A 25,014-nucleotide genomic window follows, 5' to 3' on the forward strand; every position below is an offset into this window, starting at 1 on the left:
GAAAGGGCTGCACGCGTGTAATAATAAAGATTAAATCTTATTGTTTTATTTTGCCGTCTCTCCATTTTATAGTACCTTTGCGGGCAAATTCGGATTTTAAGACATTATTATGGCACAAGAAGATGTATTCAAGAAGATAGTAAGCCACTGCAAGGAATATGGCTTCGTCTTCCCCAGCTCAGACATTTACGACGGCCTGGGCGCCGTATACGACTATGGTCAGAACGGCGTCGAGCTGAAAAACAATATCAAACAATATTGGTGGCAGAGCATGGTGCTCCTCCACAGCAACATCGTCGGCATCGACGCAGCCATCTTCATGCACCCCACGACATGGAAGGCCAGCGGGCATGTAGACGCCTTCAACGACCCCCTCATCGACAACCGCGACTCCAAGAAGCGCTATCGTGCCGATGTGCTGATTGAAGACCAGATTGCCAAATACGACGAGAAGATAGACAAGGAGGTGCAGAAAGCCGCCAAGCGCTTCGGAGAAGCCTTCGACGAGGCTAAGTTCCGCGAGACCAATCCCCGTGTTTTGGAGCATCAGCAGAGGCGCGATGCTCTGCACGAGCGCTATGCCAGCGCCATGCAGGGACCCAATCTTGAGGAACTGAAACAGATTATCCTCGATGAGGAAATCGTGGATCCCATCAGCGGCACCAAGAACTGGACCGATGTGCGGCAGTTCAACCTGATGTTCTCCACGGAGATGGGGTCTACTGCCGACGGTGCCATGAAGATTTATCTGCGCCCCGAGACGGCGCAGGGCATCTTCGTCAACTATCTGAATGTACAGAAAACCGGGCGCATGAAACTGCCTTTCGGCATCGCGCAGATAGGCAAAGCCTTCCGTAATGAGATTGTTGCGCGCCAGTTCGTGTTCCGTATGCGCGAGTTCGAACAGATGGAAATGCAGTTCTTCTGTAAGCCCGGCACGGAGATGGAGTGGTTCAACTACTGGAAGGAGCATCGTCTGGCATGGCATCAGGCACTCGGCATGGGCAACGAGAACTATCGCTTCCACGACCACGAGAAGCTGGCTCACTATGCCAATGCAGCTACCGACATAGAATTCAAGATGCCGTTCGGCTTCAAGGAGGTAGAGGGCATCCACTCCCGCACCGACTTCGACCTCTCGCAACACGAGAAATACAGCGGCAAGCAAATCAAGTATTTCGACCCGGAGAGCAACGAAAGCTACACCCCGTATGATGTCGAGACTTCCATCGGAGTAGACCGCATGTTCCTCTCCGTAATGTGTCATGCCTACACGGAGGAGCAGCTCGAGAACGGAAGCACGCGCATCGTGCTGAAACTGCCCGAGTCTCTGGCACCCGTGAAGTGTGCCGTGCTACCCCTGGTAAACAAGGACGGGCTGCCGGAAAAGGCACAGGAAATCGTGGATCAGCTTAAGTTCCATTTCAATACGCACATCGAGGCGAAGGACTCCATAGGCAAGCGTTATCGCCGGCAGGACGCCATCGGCACTCCTTTCTGCGTAACCGTTGACGGCGACACGCTGAACGACAACGCCGTAACGCTACGCCACCGCGACTCCATGAAGCAGGAGCGTGTGCCCATCGACCAGCTCCGCACCATCATCGAAGACCGCGTAAGCATCACAAGCCTTTTAAAGAAACTACAATAAATGAAACATCTATTTCATCCATTGTTCATGCTCGCAGGCCTATTAAGCCTCGCGGCATGCTCGGAAACCGATACAAGTCAGGAAGAGTTTGCCGACTGGCAGCAGAAGAATGAGACCTATTTCAACAATCTCTATCAGGCGGCACAGGGCAACACGGCCAAATATAAGATCCTCAAGAACTGGTCGTTCACGGCCGACAAGGCTACCAAACCCGAAGACCATATCATCGTGGAGGTACTGAAAAACGGTACGGGGTCAGGCTCCCCGCTCTATACCGACTCGGTGGCCGTGCACTACGAAGGCCGGCTTATTCCTTCTGTGACCTATGCAGGAGGATATGCCTTCGACAAGACATGGGCAGGAGACTATAATCTCCAGACGATGAAGCCCGCCGTACTGTCGCCATCCAAGCTGGTAGACGGCTTCACCACGGCAGTAATGGACATGCACATCGGCGACCGCTGGAAGGTTTACATTCCCTATCAGCTGGGCTATGGCACCTCAACATCGTCCAATTCCGCCATTCCAGCCTATTCAACGCTCATCTTCGACATCACGCTCGTTGCCTACGGACGCGCCGGAACCCCGATTCCTACAGCCCAGGCAAAGTCCTCTTTTGAATGGATTGGCGAATAGGCAGCCAACTCACTTTGACATAAATCAAAAAAGCACCCTCTTTCGCAAAGAATCCGGGTGCTTTTCTTGCTTGTGTCCGCAGCCAGCACTATCTTTGCATTGCATTCAATGAGGGAACAAGGCTTCTTTAGGATAAAAGATTAAAGGATACGAAAGAAAAGTTTTTTCTGTTTGAGAATATTAGGTTAGTTAGTTATTAGGCTTAGGTATTAGAAGGTAAGAGATTGTACAGGACGGATAACGACAGGATTTGAAAGGAAGAAGAATTTGAGAGAAAGCATGGAAATTCAAGAATTTCGAGCGATTCCACAACAAGGAATCGCTTTTTTCATAATTATTTTCGTAACTTTGCATCACATTTAGGTATATGGCCAAGACAAGCGACGCACTGCTGGAGAAAATCCGTATGGGTCAGGAAATGACGAGGATGGAGAAGCTCAATCTGATCTTCGGATTGAGCATTCCCTCTATGCTTGCCCAGATAACGACGGTGATGATGTTCTTCATCGATGCCTCCATGGTGGGACATCTGGGAGCTGCGGCATCAGCAAGCATCGGCCTGATAGAGAGCACCACCTGGCTCATGGGCTCGGTGATGAGTGCCATGTCGATGGGATTCAGCGTCCAAGTGGCTCATTTCATCGGTGCCAACGACTTCCCGCAGGCACGCCAAGTATTCCAGCACGCCCTCATCTGCGGCGGCATCTTCAGTCTGTTCATGTGTCTGGTGGGTGTAGGCATCCATCGTCCCCTGCCCTTATGGCTGGGTGGCGGTGCCGACATTGCCGGCGACGCCTCACTCTATTTCCTCGTCTATGCCCTCACCCTGCCGCTGGTATTCCTCTTTCATCTCTCCAGCTCCATGCTCAAGAGCTCGGGCGACATGCACACGCCGAGCGGGCTGAGCATCCTCCTCTGCATTCTGGATGTGGGATTCAACTATCTCTTTATATATATCGCCCGGCTGGGAGTGCTCGGAGCGGCACTCGGCACAGCCTCGGCCTACCTCGTAACCTCTGTCCCGATGCTGTGGATGGCCGTCTTCAAGAACAAAATCCTTGCCCTGCAGCCCGCCAAGGAGCCGTTCACATGGCTATGGGACTATGTTGCCAAGGCCTTGAAAATCAGCCTGCCGATGGCCGTGCAGTCAGTGCTCATGAGCGGAGCACAGGTAGTGAGCACGCTCATCGTGGCTCCTTTAGGGAACATCGCCATTGCCGCCAACTCGTTCGCCATCACTGCCGAGAGCCTCTGCTACATGCCCGGATACGGCATCGGCGATGCCGCGACGACCCTCGTAGGCCAGACCCACGGAGCCGGAAGGCTCGATCTGTGCAAGAACTTTGCCTATATGACGGTGGGACTGGGCATGGCCATCATGGCCTTCATGGGCCTCATCATGTATATCTTCGCGCCTGAGATGATCGGGGTTCTCTCTCCGGTAGAGGAAATCCGCACCCTCGGCAGCCAGGTGCTCCGCATCGAGGCTTTCGCCGAGCCGTTCTTCGCCGCGTCCATCGTTACCTACAGCGTCTGCGTGGGTGCCGGCGACACCTTGAAGCCCGCCATTATGAACCTCGTGTCGATGTGGTGTGTGCGCCTGACGATGGCAGCCATGCTCGCTCCCCGCTACGGGCTGAAGGGCGTGTGGATAGCCATGGCGGTGGAACTGACCTTCCGCGGTTTGATGTTTCTCACCAGGCTCTTCCGCGGGAAATGGCTGCTGGCAATGAAATAAACAGAGACAATTGTCGTTATATAAGTACCAAAACCGTATAAATATGAAAAAACTATTTGCTATCCTAATTCTTACGAGCGCATTCGCCACGGGTGCAAACGCTCAACTGCTTTACAGAATATCGGGCAACGGACTCGAGAAAGACTCTTATATCGTGGGCATCCACAAACTCATCAACCCCCAAGGTGTGGTGCAACAGATAGCCGGCATCAAGGAGGCCATGATTGCCACCGACCAGATGTATTTCGAGTCGACACCCGACTCGGCGTCGTATCTGAAGGAGGCGCGCGTCCTCGACGGCAGCAAGACCCTCAAGGAGGTGCTCACCCCTGGGCAATACGCCAAGCTGAACGCCTTCCTGAAAAAACACGAGGGCGTGGGACTGGAGAGCCCGCATGTGCAGAAACGCTATGGAAACCTGACTCCCCTCGCCCTGAAAGACGAACTGGAGAAGTTGCTCTTTGTGGCCAACCACATGAGTGAATACGACCCCACGCACACCTTCAACGAGTATTTCGAGGCACAGGCCAAGGTGAACAAGGAGCCCAGATATGGACTGAACGGCATCGACGAGCAGGTGGCATGCCTGAAGGAACTGCCCCTGCAGCGCCAGGCTGAAATCCTGATGGACTTCATTGAGCACGAGGATGCCCAGCTCGGCATCATGGACAAGGTGGCGGCAGCCTTCGAGCGGCAGGACCCGGACGCCATAGCCAGGGTGAGCCCGATGACTCCCGAGACCACCCAGGCCATCGCCCAGTGGTGTGCCCGGATGCCTGAAATCATGAAGACGCCCACTCTCTTCATCGTAGATGCCGGCAAGCTCGGCGGCGAGGAAGGTCTCCTCAACCTGCTGAAGAAAGGCGGATATACTATAGAAGGCGTAAAATAACCCGTAACAAAAATAAAGATGAAAAGACTGTTCACCTTCGCGCTCCTGACGGCCACATGCGTCCTCGGAGCCAACGCACAACTGCTGTACAAGATTTCAGGCAAAGGCCTAAGCAAGCCCTCCTACATCATCGGCACCTATCACTTCTGTCCCGACACCTTCGTGGACTCCATTCCCGGACTGCGAGAGGCCATGCGCACCACCGAGGCCGTGTATGGAGAGGTCGTAAACGACTCGATGATGCAGCCGGAAGGCCTCCAGGAGGTGCAGAAAGCACTCATGATGCCGGAGGGAAAGACTTTCACAAGCCTCTATACCAGCGAGGAGATGACACGCATCAACGCGTTCCTCACCAAGCACATGGGAGCCGACTTTACCAACCCCATGGTCGCCCAGCAACTGGACAAGCTCTCTCCCACAGCCCTCGCCACCACCATGACGGCCATCCTCTGCACCAAGAAACAAGGCAGCCAGCTGGATGCCGCGCACACCATCGACATCTTCTTCCAGAACTGGGGTAAGGAGCAGGGCAAGAAGATAGGCGGACTGGAGACTCTGGCGTTCCAGATCAAAATGCTCTTCACAAGGCCTCTTGACCGACAGGCACAGGTGTTCCTCTGCATGGCAGACAACGAGGACTTCAACAACAAGGTGCTCGACCTCATGCTCGAAGGCTATTTCAAGCAGGACATCAAGATGATTGAAGAGTCAATCAACCTCAAGCTCAACAACTCCTGCGATGATACGCCGGAAGAAAGGGCCGAACTCATAGACAACCGCAATGCCGACTGGCTCACCAAGATGCCGGCCATCATGAAAGCGCAGCCCACCCTCTTTGCCGTCGGAGCAGGCCATCTGGTGGGTGAGAAGGGGGTGCTCGCCCTGCTCCGGAAGGCCGGCTACACCGTGGAAGGCGTAAGATAACAATGTCAACTGCCACCGGGAACGAAACGAAACAGGCTGTTCCACTTATTAAATAACGGCTTTCTACTTGATAAAATCGGCGATTTCATCTGACAAAATCGCCGATTTTGTCGTTCAATCTCGCCGATTTTGTCAGACTAAGAACGGCCGAAAGCAAAAAAGGAAGCCATCCCCCTCGTTAAGGGAGATGGCTTCCTTTCATATGGACCACAAACCCCGGTCCTACTTCGAATAGTAGTGGGCATAATTATAGAACGGCTCCGTAACCACATTGGCCGTCGTCTCACGGTAGGTGTTGCCGTATCCGTCCACAGCCTCGACGGTGATCTCCGCATTGGGATCCGTCGGAACATAGTAATAAAGATGGTTCATGATCAGATAGGCGTTCTTCTTACTGAAGAAGCTATAAGCGTTTGACTTGGCATACTTGTGGTGATAGCCCACGGCAAAGGCATCCTGCCCCTGACTGTTGCAGCGCGTCATCTCGGTCTTCCTGCCGTTCTCCACGGCATAGACCTTCCATTTAGAGTCGGCATTGAACACATTTGCCACGACGGCTCCTTTCCCGCTGGCGATGCTCCAGTCGGCAGCATAGGTTTCGGCATTGAAGTCCGTGTCGGCTCTGAATAGTGTCATCTGCCGGGAGGATTCCCAGAAAGTACCCTTGTAGTAGCAGTCCTGCGTGTTGGTTCCGTCGAATGTGTAGATATAATATCCGTTCGGAGTGCCGCAGATGTTGATGTTCGACTGCCAGATATCCCCGCACGCCGCCGCATGACAGTGCTCCAAGATGTGCTGCCCGCCGAAGTCAATCTCGTGATTGATGGCAAAATGGGTGTGTCCGCAGAAGAGTTCGTAGCCCCCGCTGAACTGGCCGAGCAGACTCATAAACTTCGCCAGCCGCGAAGAAGAATAATGGGCACTCTCCGTCGGGAGGTTCAGCGATGCCGCGCCCGCTTTCGGCCGCGTCCCGAAAGTCAGCGGAATATGATAGCTGAGCACCACTTTCTTCGACTTGTCCACGAAGCTAAGGTCCTGTTCCAGCCATGCCATCTGCTCATCGGTCAGCTCACCGGGCTGGTAATAGGCTGCCCCGCTATAGAACCAGCAGTTGTTGAAACAGACATAGTGGACATCGCCCCGGTCGAAGGAATAGTCCGTCGGCCCGAAATTCTCCTCCCACTTGCTCTTGTAGATGGCGTTGCCATCCTGATCATGGTTGCCTATCACGGAGAACAGAATCATCGAAGAAGAGCCCAACGCCGCACGAATCTGGCTCTCGAGGGTGGCATTGTATCCGCCATAATACTGCACATCATCGCCCATGGAGAGACCATAGACCGGAGTCCCGGCGGGCAAAGACGCTATCGTCTTCTTGATATCGGCCATGGTCTCATGGGTGAAACGATAGACATCGCTCACATCGATCTGGTTGTCATCAGCACTGGTAAAATACGGATTGTAGGCATTCGTTACCTGCGGGTCGCCAATCACGATCATCTTATAGCTGCTCTCCTTGCCGCCGGCAAGCTTCTTCAGCTTGAAGTCATATCGCGACACGCCCTCCTCGAGGGGCAGGTAGACATAGGCGGTATTGTCGGTTGCCGAGTGGGTGGGAATCGCACAGTCGGCCGGAACGGTGTAATAGACAAACTTGGCAGCGGCATTGCGGTTAAACTCATAATGCCCCCGGGCATCGGTCTGGACGCAGGTATAGCTGTCGCTGACGACGACGCCCGGCATCGGATTTCCCTCGGTATCGGTTACGGTGCCCTCCACATCATAGGCGTTTTTCACGAATTGATCCGCCGGTACTTCTATGGTCTTGAATTCGCCGGCACCTACCGTGATATTTCCGGCCGCCACGCTATACTTCGCCCCTCCTATCGTGATGGGTATGCTGACGGAAGCAAGCTCGCCCGGATAGACTGCCACATAGAACGAAGCCGCTCCATCCGCCACCTCTACGCCGGGAGCGTCTATGCTGATACTCCCTTGAATGCCTTCCCGAAGGGCCGCGTCCTGAATGTTCAGCGACACCTTATTATATAGGTTGGCGCCGACAACCTTGCAAGCCGTTACGGCGGCATGGCCAATATCAGAAGGCAACGCAAGCACAAACTTGAGAATCGCCATCCTGCGGCTGAAGGTCATTTTGACAGACTGCGTGGAATTAGGGTCATAAGCCGCGGTGGCATACAGCACATCGTGCGTGGTCGCACTGCCGTCGCCCGTCAACTTGCCGGTTTGGAAGTGAAGGTCGTTCGTAATTCCCCCACTCGTGTTGTAGACATTGGGATATTGTGCATAGGCATAGATCTGGGTGGTGCTTGAGACATCCTTATCCAAACGGCCCGTAAAGTTTGCCATTGTCTTATCGCCGGCATCGGGGAAATTGACGAACTTCAGGGTTCCCCGGTTCACCGTTGCCCCCTCCAAGGTGAAAAGCGAGATAGCGTCGGTCTCCTCCCAGGCAGCAGCAACATCAGCTCCCACCTCGGAATATCCTACGCGCGTAGAGGCAATCTTGCAGGCCGTGATGTCTACCGGCTGCGAGCCCTCCGTACTTCTTAACTTGTCTTCTGCATTTGAACAACTGGCCATCAATACCATTGCCATTACCGAATATAATATTTTTTTCATTTGCGTCATTATTAAAGCCTTGATAGGGTTAGTTATCGCCACCAATCGTAATTTCCCTGTAGCCGTCGGCCGTGCGCTTCATTACGATGTCGCCTTGGTAAGTGATGGCATAGGCGCCCCAGTTAGGCTTCGGTGCTCCAAGACTCTCCGGCTCGCGGATGATATAACTCGCACTTGGAACCGGCCCTGTATATCGCATTACCTGTAGCCCCACGACTCGCAGCTTTGCACTGAGATTCTGGTAACCATTGGTGCCATTGGCATACCAGGAGACCTTCGTGGTATGCCCTGCGACAGTTACATCGCCACGATACCACCAATATCCCGTTCCTCCAGTCCACGCATATTGGAAATCCCAATGCGTTGAAGTACTCGTATTATAGAACTCCGGCATCAAATTGGCATACTGCCCCGCATAGGTTCCCGTATAGAGACGCTGGTTCTTGCTATTACTCTGATTCGTATCTATAAAGAAATAGACATTGGCAGACATCTTGGAATAGTCAACCTCCGCGCTGCCTTTGGTCCTCAAGTTCTCGTAAAGGCCCCGCATGGAAAGGTTCTGCCTATGGGTACCGGCCTGATAGATACCGGCAATGCTGCTGCCGCCAGACTGATAGTCAATCTCCATTTCCTGCTTATTCCCGTAGTCAACACCCTCCTTCACGATGTCGTTTGTGGCGCCATCGCCGGGCGTCGTACCGATGGCAGACCATGTATTGTCGTGAATATTGGTGCCCACTCCCGTAATTGTAGCATCTCCCGTCGTATAGAAAACCTTGAACGCCGTCATATCCCATGTGCCGGCGAAGTCCTTGTCCTCAATCTGGGTGATGTCCACCGTCGTGGTGCTGCTTCCATTGGTAAAGCTCAAGGTTGCCTGACGGGGAGCTCCCGTGGTGTTTGCGTCAGCGGAGAGGGTTACATGGGTTCCATCGGAGGATACATTCAACCAGTCGGAACCTTCCTCGGGCTCCCTTGCGACGGATGCTATCTTATAGTTCTTGCAGTCAATGACCTTACTCCAGGCTGCATCGGGTATCCACAGCTTGATGTCTTCAATAGACGAGGCATTGCGGGAGACGGTGTAGAGCTTGCCCGCCTCAAGCGTTGCACTATGCGTAACCAGCAGATTACCGTAAGTCGTGCCGTCAACGGTAACATCGGCGCAGAGCTCTTTTACTGTGCCGGGATAGAGTGCGGCATAGACGGTAACCTCAGTCCCATTGACCGGAGCGGCGGTAAGCGTGATATTGCCCGTCTTCAAATCAGAGAAAGTATTTGTGTTTCCATTCCATACAACGGAAGTCGGAAGCCCTGTCCCCTTCAATGTAACGGTAGCTGTATTGCCGGTTGCTGCCACAGGCAAGATAACCGTTGCCTTGAGGAAGCTCATCTGATGGTCGAAGTGCATATGGATGGGAGATGTCCCGGAAGGCTCATAGTTGCCGTTACCCGTAAGAATGTCATACTTCCCGAGGTCTGCGGCCACACCTGTCTGGGTAGACCATTCGAAAGTTGCACCGGTTCCGGAAACCGTCGAACTGGCCGTTTTTACGCAGGCACTCACCTCTGAACTTTGCGTCAGCGGCGTGTCGAAAGTACCCGTGAAGTTAGCTTTATGGACATCACTCTGTATTTGGGAGACTGTAAAGTTACCTGTATTCGTCGAACTGGAAACTACCGCAAAGAGGGCATCGCTCGATTCCCATGCAACCTTTAATCTCTCCGCTCCTTCCGTATAAGGTGTAAACGATACACGCGTCCCCTCATCCATACCTGCCGAAATCGTAACGCCTGGGGTCTTCGAGCCTCCCGTTGTATTGGCAAGCTCATCGGAGGAGCACCCTCCCAAGAGGATTAGAGAAGCCGCAGCGAGAAAGATTTTCCTTAATACCATACTCCGCCCTCCTCTTGCTCTCCTTCCTTGGCAAACGGACTGGCATCCATTTCCTTGGAATTGTAGTTATCACCATCGATATCGCCTCCATTGCCGACATCGTCAATAGATCCATAGCACAGTTCCTCATCTTCCAAGATGTTGAGAATCTTACATCTGGGGCAAGTGTATTCCCTGTGTCCATGCTGTCCATGCTGTTGTGTTATCATGATTTCTCTCATCATAATAGTATATTACGCCTAAATTACCTGTCCACTACAGGACGGGCCGTCATCGGCATCACTTCTATATTCTTCATCTCAGACGACGGCATCCGATAAGCCTTCGCACCTGCGGCATTCGCATAAGAAGAAATCCGGCTGTCGGCATTATAGAAGACATCCTTATCGAAGGCCAGCCCGCATGCCTTGTAGACACGCTCCATGATGAGATAGCGGGACCACGCATTGAAATAGGGACGGTTATCTGCCATGCAGCTCAACGACTCCGGGCGCCATACTCCTTTCTCATAGCCATACGCTCCCTCGTAAAGTCCTTCACCGGAATATCCCTTGTCTTTCATCCAGTCCCAGCCATAATTATCCTCGCTGGAGGTAACATTGAGGGAGAAAGGCACGCTGTACAAATGCTCCCTGCCCAAGGAAAGTTTATCCCATATACCTATGCTCGTGCCCAGGGTGTAATATTCATCGCCCAGACGGCCGATGCCATGCCCGCCAAACTCGTGGACAACGATGCTCGTCCAGGTTCCCGTATTCTTCGGGGCACCCACATTGTTGCTCCAGGCACGCGTTCTGGGGAAGGTGGGCACCATGGCATAGCTCTGTCCGTTAGACTTGCTGTGGCACATGCCCGCATAGCGCGTGTCATTAATCAGCATCAGGATGGCCGTATTCGTGATGCTTCCCGTAAACGAACCCTTACCGTTCAGGTCTGGACAATACTGCTTCACGAAGTTATAGACCTTGTTTTCATCCTTCACGCCCATATAGGAATAGCTGTTATCGCCCGGCCCCCAGCCTGCGCCGAAGTAGGTATCACGCTCGGTTGCCACCTTCTTGCTGCTGGTGTCATCGGTATAGATATCCGCTCCGGCATCTTTTGAGGCAGCCGCAATGAAGTAGACATTAAAGTCGTCTTTCATGCGGTTATACGGTTCGACGGTGAAGAGCTTGTCCATCGCGGCCTTGGCATCGGCATAGAACTGGCCGCCCGACCTCTTCATGCCAGCCAGCTGATAGCCCTCTGGAATCACGACCAAGGTAAAAGCCTTGGCGCCCGTTGCCGTATGATAGGTAATCACTTCGCCGTCGGCATAGAATTCCGACGCGTCCTTTACCCAGTCGTCGGGCGCCTCTTCCGGTCCTTGTATGACTTTCATCTCCCCGGCGGCCAATGGCGGAAGCGCAGATTTCAGGGTATATCTGTAGCCATCCTTATACCTCATTGCTATCTTTCCGTCGTCTGGAAGGGCTCCGTAGCAATAAGTCGCCTTGCCGGCAGCATCATAAATATAAGACGGCGTGGTGTCCGTCTCATCCCAGGCGAGGTCTTTAAGTGAGGTCAGCTTGGTAAAGCTGGCCTTCATATTCTCCACATAGGCCTCGCTGCTGCAGCCTGTAATCTTGACCAGCGAGGTCTTACGCTGGTCGAGGCGCATGGTAATCGTGATGGTCTGGCCGGACTTCGTGTAGCTCCCCGACGGGGTATAGACCACATCGCCCTTCGTGGTACCCTGCAGCTTGCCGCCGGCAAGAGACAGGGAGCCAGCCGACGCATAGAGGCCCGTTACCGTTCCGTTTGCCGCAAAGCCGGCAGAACTCTGTCCTACGGGCTCAATGGAAAACTGTTTACCAGACGCGGAATAGGTGAGCTGGTAGGCATTCGACTCCTCGCCGTCGAGGATGATATAGATTTTGTCGCCGTTTTCCCAGGCTCCAGTCTCGGGCAACATACGGGAAGCCGCGCCAACCGTTGCATTCACGACCAGCTTGTAGCCAGTCAAATCGCTCGTGCGCTCCACCGGAGTCTCGCTGATAGTTTCCTCGCTTTCAGAGCATGCAGCGAGAAGAAGCAGGCAAAGCAATACTGCCGCGCCGCGGAATATTAGTTTTCTCATATGTTCAGTCATTGTTGTTTTTTAATAGATTCTGAAATATTGGATAGCGTAATTATTGCAAAGGTAGTCTTTTTTCATCCAACTTCAAAGACAATGCCATCTTTTTTCTTCAAAAGAACGAAGGTTGCGCAACGATATTGCGCAAACGGCATTACAGCAGAAAGGGGAGAAAGCCTGCGCCTTCTCCCCTTTGGTTGGAAATTGTTTATCATTACTTTACCGTATAACCCGTGGCCGTGATGCCGCTGGCATCCGTCTTTGCACCGGCTGGAGCATTGGCCGTCTTCGTAAATGTCAGGTTAGAGTTACACTGATATACCTCCACATAACCCGCTCTCACATTGGCTTGATTGATATCCCCCGTAGAGCAGATTACATTGATACCGATAATCTTGTTCATCGTCGGGCTTCCGTACTGGGTCAGTTCCTGGTTGGTATTATTGTAATAGGTAAAAGTCTTCAGGTCAGAAGAGCCCTGGAACCATATCCAGGTATAGTCGGGAGTACCCAAATCCGACTCATTGAACTTCCAAGGTTTTCCCCAACTGCTACCTATAGCCGTAGCCAGTTCCGGCGTAATGGCTATGTTCGGGAAGTTGGTAATGGTACTTACCGGCTGCCCCTTGTCGTCCCGGCCGTCCAGGAAGACTCCGAGTTTCACCGTCTGGTTCTCATAGTCTATCACGATGGTTGCATCGGCAATGGCCTTCGGATAGAATCCTGTAATGCCAATCTGATTGGTATATTCCGTATCATCAGCATCCTTCAAGGTTTCTCCATGCAATGGATCCCCAAACTTAAAGCCGCTTATAGCCATTTTATTGCTGTCCTTATAGGGGCCTCCATCGCCTTGGAAAGTCTTGGAGGTGAATGTATAGGTGCCCTTAAAGTCATTGGGCGCAAGCTGAGTAATTACATACTTCAACATTTTTCCATCTGCCTTCAGGTCTATTTCACCCGTACGGGGCGCCCCCGTCGCATTGGGCTCAATGGCAATGTGCCCGCCGCCAAATGTCAGCCAATTGACATTAGAGGTCTCAAGTGTGGCTCCAGCAACCTCTATAGTGCTCTCGGCGTCGTTCACCCAGCGGGTTATCGTCTGGCTCGGTGCCAGCGTAATGGGCAGGGTATAAAGCTTGGCACCTTTCAAGGTGGTAGCGTCTCCGGCTTCTCCCATCGTTACATGCTCCACAGTATATTCACCCGTATAGTCGATATCGCCGACCTTGGACTTTACCTCCAGCAATCCCAAAGGATTCTTCGTGGTAGGCCAGAAGCAGACATAGGCAACGGCCGTCTTCGTCCCGTCCGCATTATCCTGCAGCTCGGCCACCTTCGCCTTTGTAAAGGGCACGGTCCCGTTTGTAATGGTAGGACTGTTCGCATTGCCCCAGCCACATGTATATTTACTATACGCATTCTCTCCATAGAGGTCTATCGGCGTCTCACCCTTTACCACTTCGGCATCGGCCGGGAATACGGCCTTCACCTTGATGATGGAGGTGCACAGCTCCGGATTGGAGTTGAAGTCCACATTCTTCAGCGTCAGCAGGGCGTTTGCCTCGTCCCACTCATAGTTCTCGGCCACGGTCATGTCGTGGTTGGTAACCCGCTGCATGTGGGCCGTGGCATCTTCCAGCGTGCCATCCTGAGTGCTCAGGTCGTTAACAAACACATCGTAGAAGTCAGGCTTGTTCTTCGTGCTTGCCAGAATCATATGCAGGTCGGCGAGCTCTCCCCCAGCCATGATTCCCTTCAGCTTGTCCGCCGTGAGCTCGCTCGGGTCGGAAGTGAATGTGCCGCCCGCAGAGGAAACGCTCGTGCAGGTAAGCTTGCACTCCTGCATGGATTGAGTTTTGGCATTACGGAAGAACACCGTGATATAGTCCACATCCTTCTCGAAGGCAGCCTTCAGGTTGGTGCCGTCGTCGGTATAGACGGCGCGCGAGTCCGGCTTCAGGGCCACATTGATGGATATTCCCTTGCCGGCTGCTGCCTGATTTCCAGCAACACCCTCAATCTCGTCAGAGGAACAGGATGCCAGCGACAGAACCGACGCCAGCGTGGCAACAAACATAAACAACTTATTCTTCATGGCTTAATCCTCCCATACATTATAGTCGTGATACCCATAGCCTCCTTCATTTTCCTTAGAGAGGTTGCCGTCGCCCGGGATTTCCGGGTTGGGAATGACCGTGCTTACATCACAGAGAGCCTCCACGGCATCGAGGCTCATCGCCTTGATCCGCGGCTGCTGATAGTTCTTCCTCGTATCCCGCAGAGTTTCCGTGCAGGAATTTGATACAAGATTTTTCATTGGCGTTTAATTTGTTGTTTTATATATTTTAAGCTTTGGTTGTCAGGATATGATAGGAAAGGGCACACTTCTCCCCTTCTATACTTTGCAAATATAGCCCTTAAAAATCACTTCTCAAACAAAACTTCGGTGATTTCAAATATTTTTTTACACATTTTTGCGCTAATTTGCGCAAAAAAAGGACGGGAATCCAACAGCCACAGACTGCTACCCGGAATGCAGCCAAGAGTTTCCCGGGGTCTTACAAGCGGCGTGTAATCATGTTACAAGCGGCGTGTAATCATGTTACACACGGCTTGTAACACTTTCACCGGGTACGAATCTTGCAACCCCAAAAGGCATACAGCATCACCGCAAGGAAGCACGGCAGGCAGATCCAATAGGCATTCTGGTTACCCCAGGCATCCTTCATGAATCCGAAAAGCGTGGGAATCACCGCACCGCCAACGATGCCGGACACAAGGACAGACGACCCTGTCTTCGTAAAGCGACCCAAATCTACAATGGCCAGCGGCCAGATAGACGGATACATAAGCGAACATCCGAGGGAGATAAACATGACGCAATAGATGGACAGACGGGCAGGCGCAAAGATGACAAGCAGCGAGCCCAGGATGGCCACGAACGAACAAATGCGCAGGGCCTTGTTCTGCGACAGCCGTCTGGGTATCAACAAGATGCCGCAAACATACCCCGTTACCATCCCGATGCTGGGAAGCACGGCGTAGCGGTCGGGATTAGGCAGACCCAGGCTGGCCGCATAGTCCACCGTGGTAGCATCGGCAACAGTCTCTACACCTACATAAAGGAACAGCGTCAGACCTCCCAGAATCAAGTGCGGAAATTGCCAGATGGATGTCTTGCCGGCTGCATAGGGACAATCGGCCACGCTTTCCTCGTCCTCGCCCACCGCCTTTATCTCCTCCAAAGGCGCCTTGAGCATGACCAATGACAAAACCACGGAGACGGCAGCTATCATCAAGAAAGGCTTGGATATGTCTGTCAAGGCCACCTGACCGAGCGGCTTACCGATAACCCACGCCAGCACGATGGGGGCTGTCGGCCAGGCAAACGCGTTACAGATGCCCATGATGCTCATACGCCTGGCGGCACTGTCGATAGGGCCCAGTATCGTTACATACGGATTGATGGCTGACTGAAGGGTGGCATTCGCCGTTCCACAGACAAACGACGCTGCCAGGAACAACGGCAATGAGCGCAATGAGGCCGACGGGACAAAGAGCACAAAGCCTATAGCATAGCAGAGGAAGGCCAGGGACATGGTGCGTTTATAGCCTATCTTGCGGATAAGGAGCGAGGTGGGATAGGCAAACAACAGGAAGGCGGCAAAGTTGGCGGCCAGCACCAGATACGACTGCCCCGCCGAAACATGGAGCGCCGACTGCAGCAAAGGCACCAGATAGCTGTTGACACCAAGCGTGAAGCCTACGGTGAAATACATCACCCCGATATATATCAGTGGCATCAAATACTTATTCCTTCTCATTTTCCGCTCAATAAATGCCTGTGGTGGTACTCTATAAGGCCGTCGATAGGATATCTTATCAGTTTTCCCAACTTCATTCCATAGGAAGTCGAGACCTCTTCCAGAATATCTCTGAAGCAATAGGCAATGGAGCCCACGCTGTTCAGTTCGTATTCCTTATAGTCCGGATAGTGTGTAATAATCTTGTCAAACAAATCCTGAAAGGACCGCCGCACCAGATTCGGAAAGTACTCGTCGTCGTTCAGGTGCTCCTCGATAAATTTGCTGAACTGGGCACACCAGCGATTGGGGAAGGGCTTGGTGTAAATCTGATCGATGATTTCATCACCTGTCATCTTAACCCTTTCCTGAATCAACTCATAAGGCAGGCCTGTTACATTGCGACGGATATAGTCTATCATCAGGCATTTACCCAGATATCCGCCACTACCCTCGTCCCCTAAGATAAATCCAAGGGAGTCGATATTGAGCGTTACTTGGTGCCCGTCATAAAGACAGCTGTTGGTTCCCGTCCCTAAAATGGCTGCAAAGCCGGGACTATCGCCCAGCAAGGCACGGGCACTTGCCAGCAAATCCATCTCTACGAAGACATCCGATGCCTGTGGGAAAGCACTCCTCAAGGCCTTTCTGACAAACGGAAACTGCAGCTCCGTAACCCCAGCCCCGTAGAAATAAATGGCCTTTATCTCAGACGGATTCATGCTCTTGGGAAACGATTGGAGGATATCCCGAACCATATATTCATGGGTGATATAGTTGGGGTTGTATCCTGCACTCGTAAACCGAAAGCAACTGCCGTCATCTCCCAGGCATCCCCAATCGGTCTTGGTGGAACCACTATCAGCTATCAGCCTCATCAGAGTTCTCCTTTCTCCTTTAGATATTCCTCTGTCTTCTTGACATTACCGCACTTTTCTATCATCTTCTTTACATATTCATAATCTGTTATCTGCGGATTCCGATCCATGAACATGCGGACGGAGCGGTCCACCACCTTGTCATTGATCAACCGCACATTTACCATTCTGTTGCCTTCCACACGCCCCAGCCGGATGAGAACTGTCGTGGAAATCATATCACAAATGAGTTTTTGGGAGGTACCGGCTTTCATGCGGGTACTGCCGGTTACAAACTCCGGTCCCGTAATCACTTCCACCGGATAGTCGCTATACTGCGAAATGGGGGAGCCGGCATTATTGACAAAAGAGCCCGTGGGGATGCCATGCTCCTGACATTTCCTCAAAGTCGTGAGCACATAGGGAGTCGTGCCGCTGGCCGAGATGCCCACCACGATATCCTTGGACGACACATGACGCTCCTGAAGTGTGCGCCAGCCTTCTTCCGTGTCGTCTTCTTTCTCCTCCAAGGCAAGGACAAGATTCTCAACGCCACCTGCCAATACGCACTGAATCATCTCGGGATTGATGCCGTATGTATTCGGCAACTCTATGGCATCGAGCACCGACAGACGCCCCCCCGTTCCACAGCCGCAATAGAACATGCGTCCTCCGGCACGCAACTGCGTCTCTATAGCAGAGATGAGTCTGCTCAGATCCGGCAATACCTTTTCTATAGCCTTGGGCACCGTCTGGTCCTCTTGATTAATCAAGGTTATAAGTTCGTCTACTGATTTCTTTTCCAAGTTGTCATACTTGGATGGTTGTTCTGTTAATCTTAAAGCCATAATTATATATGTTTATACCATGAATATGAAATGTTCCTAAAATCCTTTTTGCATAGTCCGCCCCAAGGGTTTTCCCTGCCGGAAGGCCCTTGCCTTTACCACCTGAGACTGATTGATGGTAAACGGCATGGAATAGGCTTCCGACCGTGTCGTCGGTTCCGTTCCGTCTAAGGTATAGCGAATCTCTGCATCTGGCGCATCTACAGCCAGAACGACAACACGATTCCACGGGCCGTCTTTATGGGCTTCTATCTGTACATTATAGAATGCCTGACAATAGTTGATATTTTTCTGTCTCAACCGGAGAAAATGATGCTCCAGCCGGCGGGTAAAGCTCACCCAATCTTTATTGGCTGCACTACTCCATCCGGATTCGCAAATTGCGCAGGCGCGAGGGAATGCCATATATTCAACACGCTGCATATCTTTCATATACTCTGTCCACACGCAGCCCTGCACGCCCAGAATATATTTCCGCTCGTCGGCGGTCAAAGAATCCGGGACAGGGTTATAATCGTACATGGTCTTTAAGGTTGTCTGAGCATCCATGCAGATCTGTTCCGTGGCAGGGTCGGCCTGATAATAATCAAGATAATACTTCTGATAAGGTGTCATTACCACATAATGGTGCTGCCGAGCCGCCTTGACGCCCCCAGCCTCACCCAGCCACGACATCACCATGGCATTAGGAGCCAGCCCCCCTTGCAAGATTTCATCCCAGCCGACAATCTGCCGGCCATGCGCATTGGCAAACTTCTCTATGCGCTGGACAAAATAACTCTGCAATTCAAACTCATCCTTTAAACCGAGTTTTTTTATCAAAGCCTGACAATGCGGACACTTTTTCCAACTTGTCTTAGGGCATTCATCGCCACCGATATGGACAATCTTAGAAGGGAAAAGGGTGAAGACCTCCGAAAGAGCATTTTCCAGAAACTCAAAGGTTTCTTCCTTGGGGCAATAGACCTGCCGGTAGATGCCCCAGCGAGTGCCTACCTCATACTTGTCTTCCAGCTGACAGGACAATTCGGGATAGCAGGAAATCGCCGCCAAGGCGTGTCCCGGCATCTCTATTTCCGGAATGATTGTGATAAATCGGTCCGCTGCATATTTCACGATATCACGAATCTCATCCTGCGTATAATATCCTCCATACGGAGTCCCGTCATAGAACTTTGACTTATAAGTGCCAATCACCGTCTCCTTACGCACAGAGCCTTTCTCCGTCAGCAATGGATATTTCTTAATCTGAATGCGCCAGCCCTGGTCTTCCGTCAAGTGCCAATGGAAGACATTCCCCTTATGCATGGCAATCAAGTCAATATACCGCTTGACATCCAGAGGACCGAAGAAGTGGCTGCAAACATCCAAATGCAAGCCCCGCCACACAAAGCGCGGCTTATCGGCTATCTTGCAACAAGGAGCAGAAAAAGCAATGCCGGCCTTTTTCTCACCGAACACCTCTGGAGGTAATAGTTGATAAAGGGACTGCAGCCCATAAAAAGCGCCGTTGGCCTGACTACTCTCGATGATGACGGCATCGGTGGAAACCGTCAGACGGTAGCCTTCCTTATCCAAGTCTTTTACCCGGCGAAACTCCACATAGTTTTTCCCTGGGGCCTTAACACTTGTATTTAAAGTCAGGCCGGCCGTCGTGCCGAGAGCCTTACTGAGATAACCCGCCACACGCTGATAATCCTTATCCTTCGGCACCACGATTTTAGTTAAGCTGTTAAAGGTAAACACGCCATTCTGCTCCACCACTTCAAGGGGCTGGGGAATAATACTCACACGCCCTCCCTGCAGGGGAATAGACAGCAAGAACAGCATGACAAAAGAAATGATTTGACGCATCATTCAATTATTTTATTAAAAGACTTTATCGACCTCTACGCCAACAGCCTCACCACTATGCCTGAATCCACGGGCGCGAATATGCACACCTTTACTTACCTGAAGTGCAGCCTGATAGAGAGGAGAGTGTATCGTCGGATGAGATCCATCGGTCGTATAATGGATTTCCGTGTCTGGGTAGTCAAGGGTAAGTTCTAATTTCTTAGGATAGACTTCCTGTTTATGATCATAATTAAAAATTACATTAAAATAAGCTTTACTATAAGCGACTTCTTTCATATCCAACCGATGGAATTCTTTTAACATCCTGCGGCTGAAGCTATCCCAATCCTTATCTCCCTTATCGCACCATCCCACCTCTGATAATGCGACAGCACGAGGATATCCCATGTATTCTACACGGGTAGGGTTCTGGATAAACTCCGTCCAAATGCATCCTTGGACGCCCAGAATATACTTATAACGACTTTGAGAAAGCGTATCTCCAATCGGGAAGTAGTTGTAGACCTTACGAAGAGGAAGAAACAATCCCTGCGCCTTCGGCTCCTTGTCCGTATCTTCCTGATAGTAATCCAGATAGCACCAGCGGTTTGGACACATTACCGCATTCATGTTCTGCCAGACGGCCTTGCCTGCCGGAGCATGTCCCCGATAAGAAAGGACGATCGTAGAGGGTACGGCTCCATTATCCAAAATCTCATCCCAGCCGATGACACGCTTTCCGCCTTTCTCGCGGAGGAACTTATCCATATGCTGTACAAACAGCGTTTGCAGGTCGCCGGCATCCTCCGTGCCCAGGATTTTCATCAAATCCTGACAATGAGGGCTTTCCCTCCATTGGTCGCGGGGACATTCATCTCCTCCTATACTATAATAGGGTGAAGGAAAAAGCGGGAACAACTCTGAAAAGACATCCTCCAGAAACTGGAAAGTCTTGACCGTCGGCGACATTATATCCTTCTTCACGCCCCAGCCTGTTGCTACCTCGTAATGCCTGTCCGGAAAGACAGCCAATTCCGGATAAGCAGCAAGAGCCGCAGTAGCATGTCCCGGGAGCTCTATTTCGGGCACAATGGTAACGAAATGATGACGCGCATACTCCACGATTTCCCTGATGTCCTGCTGTGTGTAGAAACCTCCATGCGGAGTATGGTCTCCTCTATCCGTATCATAACCTGTTGTCTCCGGCCGCCACGAGCCTACCTTCGTCAACTTCGGATATTTCTTAATCTCGATACGCCAGCCCTGATCATCGGTCAGATGCCAATGAAAAACATTTTGTTTGTGCATCGACAGCAGATCGATGAATTTCTTTACGAATTCTTTGGGCATGAAATAGCGTGCGCAATCAAGCATCATACCACGATACTCAAACCGGGGTTCATCCTGAATCTCGCAACAGGGAATTTGCCATTTTACCTTTTTGGCAACCCTTTTGTCATAAATTTCCGCCGGTAACAATTGACATATAGTCTGCACTCCATAGTAAGCTCCATGGGCCGTAGAGGAAGTAATCACTATCTTCCGCTTGCTTATTGAAAGGCTATAAGCCTCCTCGCCCATGCCATCCACCTTGTCAAACTCTATTTGAGAGGATGAAGATACCTCCTTGCCATTGTTGACAGCAATCGTATATCCGGTAGCCGTTTTCAGGTGTCTGGCAAAATCGCGGGCAACCTCGATAAAGGCAGAATCGCCCGTTGAGACATTCAATAATGTGGACCTCACTAACTGAAAATCGCCTTCTCGCTCTATAAGCTTCTTCGGCTTAGGAATAATGTCATATCTTTGGGCACCCATGCTGATGGAAATCATCAACATCGACACTATAGCCACAAGTCTTACACATTGGTTTCTCATATCCAACTATTTTTTGTCTAAGGCTTTTGCCAGAATATCATATAAAGCCTTAGAATAGACTGCCGGGAAATCAGCAGATAAAGGGAAGGGCGATTTTACATATACAAACATCTGATTCTTCTCATATTCATAATAAGGTGTCTGATAAGCGTGGGCACTGGGCAAATAAGAATTCTGCCCATTGGTATAGGCTATGAACAGCATCGGGCATCCAACTTCTTTCCGCAACTGCACATCATATTCATTAAACGGCTCACCCTGCGTAAACAAGATGGGGAATCCACCGATATTCACTCCGGCAATCTGAACCTGCAAATAATCTTTTATTTTACCTTCATGATAGCGCCTTACCATCTGACGACACCAACTGGCAACATCTTCCCTCCATGTAGAAGAAACTTCGACCGGATTGTCAAGTATAGACTGGGCAAAATTCGTAATTGTGTCCGCAGTGATGTGCCCGACCCGGAAAGGAAGGCGCGCCTCGCCATAACAGATGCGGAATTCATTCTTCAGTCTAATCTTCCGAAACTTCATCTTCTGCAGAATGGAGTCGGCCATCTGTCTACCTTTATTGTAAGAGTTCAAGCTGTCCCGTTGAGGGCCTCCTATTGGATCCACATTCCCAGAAGCCGAAGTAAAGTGAAACACCTCCCCTCCCCATTCCTCTTTAAGAAACTTCGTTTCGAAGCCCGGGAAATCCGCAGAAACGACATGGCTTCCCGGACCAAGGGTTACGGGATGACAACAGTAATTGACCAATGAGACAATCGGAGCATGGTCTTTGCCTATGAGTCTGAGGACATAAACATGATGGGTGCATGGACCGTTTTTCTCTCCCCTGTTCATATTAATAGAACAAGTTGTCTGACCAAACTCCATCGAGAATGGCTTGAAGCCTTTCTCATCCATTACCGTTTTTATTGCATTATCTATGATAACCTTCCCATAGGTCATGGAATAATTATAATTGCTACCGCCTGGTACGGCACTTGTCCCTCCCGTTCGTGGCGCAGAGTGCGTATGGATATTATGCATAAAGATGTGATCCAGAGGAAGCCCCGTCCTCATCGAAATCGAATCGCGCATTGCCGTGGTTTCAGCGATGTCAAGTTCCATCATATCATTAGTAATCATACATATTTTTTCTCCCTGAGGACTCCTTATTACCAGACAATGAGTCCTCAAGGGAGTTTGTATAGTTGTAGACAACCCTTTCCGGGCAGCGAACCCTGCCAACACCACATGGCCTTTGGGCGTGATGTCTGCAATTCCGATATTACAGGTAAATGCCGGTTCAGCCAAAGTCATGGTTGTTGGCAGGAAAAATGCTAAGAAAACAAAAAATAATATGTGGAAACTTTTATTCATAATTACATCCTTCACTTATCATTATGAGAGCTGTGCCGCATTACACAGCTCTCTGGAGATGGTATATGTTTAGTAATCCGGATTCTGCACCAGGGAACCTCCGCTTTTATCAACTTCGATTTGTGGAATCGGACAGAGATACATTTTATTAGAGAAAGCCTTCTGCGTTCCTTGCATGCTCTGACAATAGCCATAATCAATATCGTAGCTCTTGCCTCGATAGGAGTAAGTATAAATCCATTTGCTGGAATAGACCCAGTTTGAACCTACATTTTCCTTCGGATTAGTACCCTTAACAACAGCGGTACGATATTGCTTGGAACCATCGGGGAACTCTATCACGGCACAGCCCATAATCGGTATGGACTCATAAAAATCGGCTATCTTCCACCGACGAAGGTCGAAATAACGGAAAGGCTCAAACGCCAATTCCACACGACGCTCATTCACCAAGCGGTCGAACAAGGAAGACCCCGTATCCGTTACAGGTGGCATCTGGACATCGGCCCGTGAACGCACCTTGTTGATATACTCCCGACAGGTGGCCTCATCGCCTAACATATAGGCACACTCTGCATAATTTAAATACATTTCCGCCAATCGAAGCCACGGGAACATAATCGTACCGTTTTCTGTCTCGCTAATAGGATTGGCATCAACATGCCACTTTCGCAAACCATAACCAGTATCCTGTGTCTGGTTCCAATTCATGATACCTTTCTTCAGATATTTTCCTTTAGTCCCCGGCTGATCATAATAGAGATGGTTATTAAAGACCGAGTCGCGGAACACGCAAGAGGAGTCTCCGTAAAGTATTGTCTTGTAAAAGCGTGGATCACGGCCCTGCCAAGGATGATTGGGATCCCAGCCAGATCCATCTTCAAAAGGCTTCAACCCCGTATTTTTCATTTCATAATCCAACATTAAGGCCTCAGACGGCTCACAAGCAGTCCAGCCATTAAAGAATGTCGGTGAATAAAGCAGTTGGGCTTTATCCCCTGCTGTCGTAGAGAAGTATTTGGCCCAAATTACCTCAGGACTGTTTCTATCTGTCCAATAGCCATCATAGGTGTCATCCAGAGAATAAGCTCCGCCTATATCCGCACGGTCGACAATCGCCTTGGCAGCATTGAGTGCGCGCGTCCATTTATCTTTGCTGTACTGCCCCTTAAAAACAGAGCCTTCCGGATCATCAGAATCATTAAACAGCTTACTGGCAGCTATCAATGTTATACGGGACTCAAACGCAAGACACACATCTTTACCCACGCGTCCCTGTTCAGAAGGCTTATCAGGAAGCAAAGCCTCTGCCTGATGCAAATCGTTCAGGACGAAATCCACGCAGTCATCAAAGGTATTTCTCTTGACTCCCATACTGTCCTGGAGTTGATATACTTTTGTTATCAAAGGGACGCCACCGAAACGCTCTATCAGATTTCCATAAGCCCAGGCGCGGAAGAAATAGGTTTCCCCTTTCAACTGATTGCGCTTCTCCTCTGTAATGTTCGTTACCTCGTCAATACGGGAGAGCACTTCGTTCATACTTCGTATGAGGGTATAAGCCCTATTCCAAATGTTAAGGAATGTCGTACGAATATTGTGAGCAGACCCACCTTCGTATCCATACATAAAGCGGCTCGGATCTATTTGACCTCGCTCAATATAGTTGGTTGAATTACCTCCATATCGGAAATAACTCTCGTCCGTGATGCTGGCTATATTTCCTTCTGTCAAAGGATCGGGAACCACTGTATAAAAGCTGTTCACATAAGACTCCAACAAAGAAGCATTGGAAAACACATCTTCTTCTGAAAAGGTGGTCAACGGTTTCTTGCTCAAGAAATCATCCGAACAGGAACATAACAGCAAAACCGCTGATGCCACGATTAATCCTATCTGTTTCATAAAACTATTTCCA

The 25,014-nt window shown here is 50.9% G+C and carries 18 protein-coding genes; 5 read left to right on the forward strand and 13 right to left on the reverse strand.

Annotated elements, in window-relative coordinates; all coding sequences use genetic code 11:
• Window positions 1-109 precede the first annotated feature (109 nt).
• The 5 genes from BM114_RS07960 (at window position 110) to BM114_RS07980 (ending at window position 5,841) form a co-directional block, all read left to right on the forward strand.
• Window positions 110-1,651 carry a glycine--tRNA ligase gene (locus BM114_RS07960; RefSeq protein ID WP_092112208.1) on the forward strand — a complete coding sequence of 514 codons (1,542 nt, stop codon included), beginning with the start codon at window positions 110-112 and terminating at the stop codon, window positions 1,649-1,651.
• Window positions 1,652-2,287 (forward strand): FKBP-type peptidyl-prolyl cis-trans isomerase, encoded by a 636-nt coding sequence (locus BM114_RS07965; protein ID WP_092112211.1) that lies wholly within the window; start codon window positions 1,652-1,654, stop codon window positions 2,285-2,287.
• A gap of 367 nt (window positions 2,288-2,654) precedes the next feature.
• Window positions 2,655-4,025 carry an MATE family efflux transporter gene (locus tag BM114_RS07970; protein ID WP_092112213.1) on the forward strand — a complete coding sequence of 457 codons (1,371 nt, stop codon included), beginning with the start codon at window positions 2,655-2,657 and terminating at the stop codon, window positions 4,023-4,025.
• Between the two features lie 43 nt (window positions 4,026-4,068).
• Window positions 4,069-4,917, forward strand: coding sequence for a TraB/GumN family protein (locus tag BM114_RS07975; RefSeq protein WP_092112215.1), 849 nt, complete (start codon window positions 4,069-4,071; stop codon window positions 4,915-4,917).
• A gap of 18 nt (window positions 4,918-4,935) precedes the next feature.
• Window positions 4,936-5,841 (forward strand): TraB/GumN family protein, encoded by a 906-nt coding sequence (locus BM114_RS07980; RefSeq protein ID WP_092112217.1) that lies wholly within the window; start codon window positions 4,936-4,938, stop codon window positions 5,839-5,841.
• Window positions 5,842-6,063: 222 nt separating this feature from the next.
• Here the strand turns inward: BM114_RS07980 and BM114_RS07985 are convergent, their stop codons facing one another.
• The 13 genes from BM114_RS07985 to BM114_RS08040 form a co-directional block, all read right to left on the reverse strand.
• Window positions 6,064-8,484, reverse strand: a complete 2,421-nt coding sequence (locus BM114_RS07985; RefSeq protein ID WP_255406465.1) for a calcineurin-like phosphoesterase C-terminal domain-containing protein — start codon at window positions 8,482-8,484, stop codon at window positions 6,064-6,066.
• Between the two features lie 28 nt (window positions 8,485-8,512).
• Complete coding sequence (locus BM114_RS07990; RefSeq protein WP_092112219.1) at window positions 8,513-10,384, reverse strand: BACON domain-containing protein; 1,872 nt, start codon at window positions 10,382-10,384, stop codon at window positions 8,513-8,515.
• On the reverse strand, window positions 10,375-10,608 hold the full coding sequence (locus tag BM114_RS14135; RefSeq protein ID WP_143089291.1) for a hypothetical protein: 234 nt from the start codon (window positions 10,606-10,608) through the stop codon (window positions 10,375-10,377). Before BM114_RS14135 ends, BM114_RS07990 begins: the two co-directional genes overlap by 10 nt.
• A 20-nt stretch (window positions 10,609-10,628) precedes the next feature.
• The gene (locus BM114_RS07995) at window positions 10,629-12,503 is read right to left on the reverse strand and encodes a M64 family metallopeptidase (protein ID WP_177207079.1); all 1,875 of its coding nucleotides are present in this window, start codon (window positions 12,501-12,503) and stop codon (window positions 10,629-10,631) included.
• A 211-nt stretch (window positions 12,504-12,714) separates the two neighbouring features.
• Window positions 12,715-14,598, reverse strand: a complete 1,884-nt coding sequence (locus BM114_RS08000) for a hypothetical protein (protein ID WP_092112224.1) — start codon at window positions 14,596-14,598, stop codon at window positions 12,715-12,717.
• Between the two features lie 3 nt (window positions 14,599-14,601).
• Window positions 14,602-14,820 (reverse strand): hypothetical protein, encoded by a 219-nt coding sequence (locus BM114_RS08005; protein WP_092112226.1) that lies wholly within the window; start codon window positions 14,818-14,820, stop codon window positions 14,602-14,604.
• Between the two features lie 307 nt (window positions 14,821-15,127).
• On the reverse strand, window positions 15,128-16,327 hold the full coding sequence (gene gluP / locus BM114_RS08010) for a glucose/galactose MFS transporter (protein ID WP_255406466.1): 1,200 nt from the start codon (window positions 16,325-16,327) through the stop codon (window positions 15,128-15,130).
• A complete protein-coding gene (locus BM114_RS08015; RefSeq protein ID WP_092112230.1) occupies window positions 16,324-17,184 on the reverse strand; it encodes a hypothetical protein in 861 nt (286 codons plus the stop codon). The genes gluP and BM114_RS08015 overlap by 4 nt, the downstream gene beginning before the upstream one ends.
• Window positions 17,184-18,011, reverse strand: coding sequence for an N-acetylmuramic acid 6-phosphate etherase (locus tag BM114_RS08020; RefSeq protein ID WP_092112232.1), 828 nt, complete (start codon window positions 18,009-18,011; stop codon window positions 17,184-17,186). The genes BM114_RS08015 and BM114_RS08020 overlap by 1 nt, the downstream gene beginning before the upstream one ends.
• 36 nt (window positions 18,012-18,047) lie before the next feature.
• On the reverse strand, window positions 18,048-19,868 hold the full coding sequence (locus tag BM114_RS08025) for a beta-N-acetylhexosaminidase (RefSeq protein ID WP_092112234.1): 1,821 nt from the start codon (window positions 19,866-19,868) through the stop codon (window positions 18,048-18,050).
• A gap of 12 nt (window positions 19,869-19,880) precedes the next feature.
• Window positions 19,881-21,725, reverse strand: a complete 1,845-nt coding sequence (locus BM114_RS08030) for a beta-N-acetylhexosaminidase (protein ID WP_143089292.1) — start codon at window positions 21,723-21,725, stop codon at window positions 19,881-19,883.
• Window positions 21,726-21,731: 6 nt separating this feature from the next.
• Window positions 21,732-22,862 (reverse strand): hypothetical protein, encoded by a 1,131-nt coding sequence (locus BM114_RS08035; protein WP_143089293.1) that lies wholly within the window; start codon window positions 22,860-22,862, stop codon window positions 21,732-21,734.
• Between the two features lie 303 nt (window positions 22,863-23,165).
• Entirely contained in the window at window positions 23,166-25,001 is a 1,836-nt protein-coding gene (locus BM114_RS08040) for a RagB/SusD family nutrient uptake outer membrane protein (RefSeq protein ID WP_092112240.1), read from the reverse strand.
• Between the last annotated feature and the right edge of the window lie 13 nt (window positions 25,002-25,014).

The sequence above is a fragment of the Prevotella sp. KH2C16 genome (genome assembly GCF_900113305.1).
In the GTDB taxonomy this organism is placed as follows: Bacteria; Bacteroidota; Bacteroidia; order Bacteroidales; family Bacteroidaceae; genus Prevotella.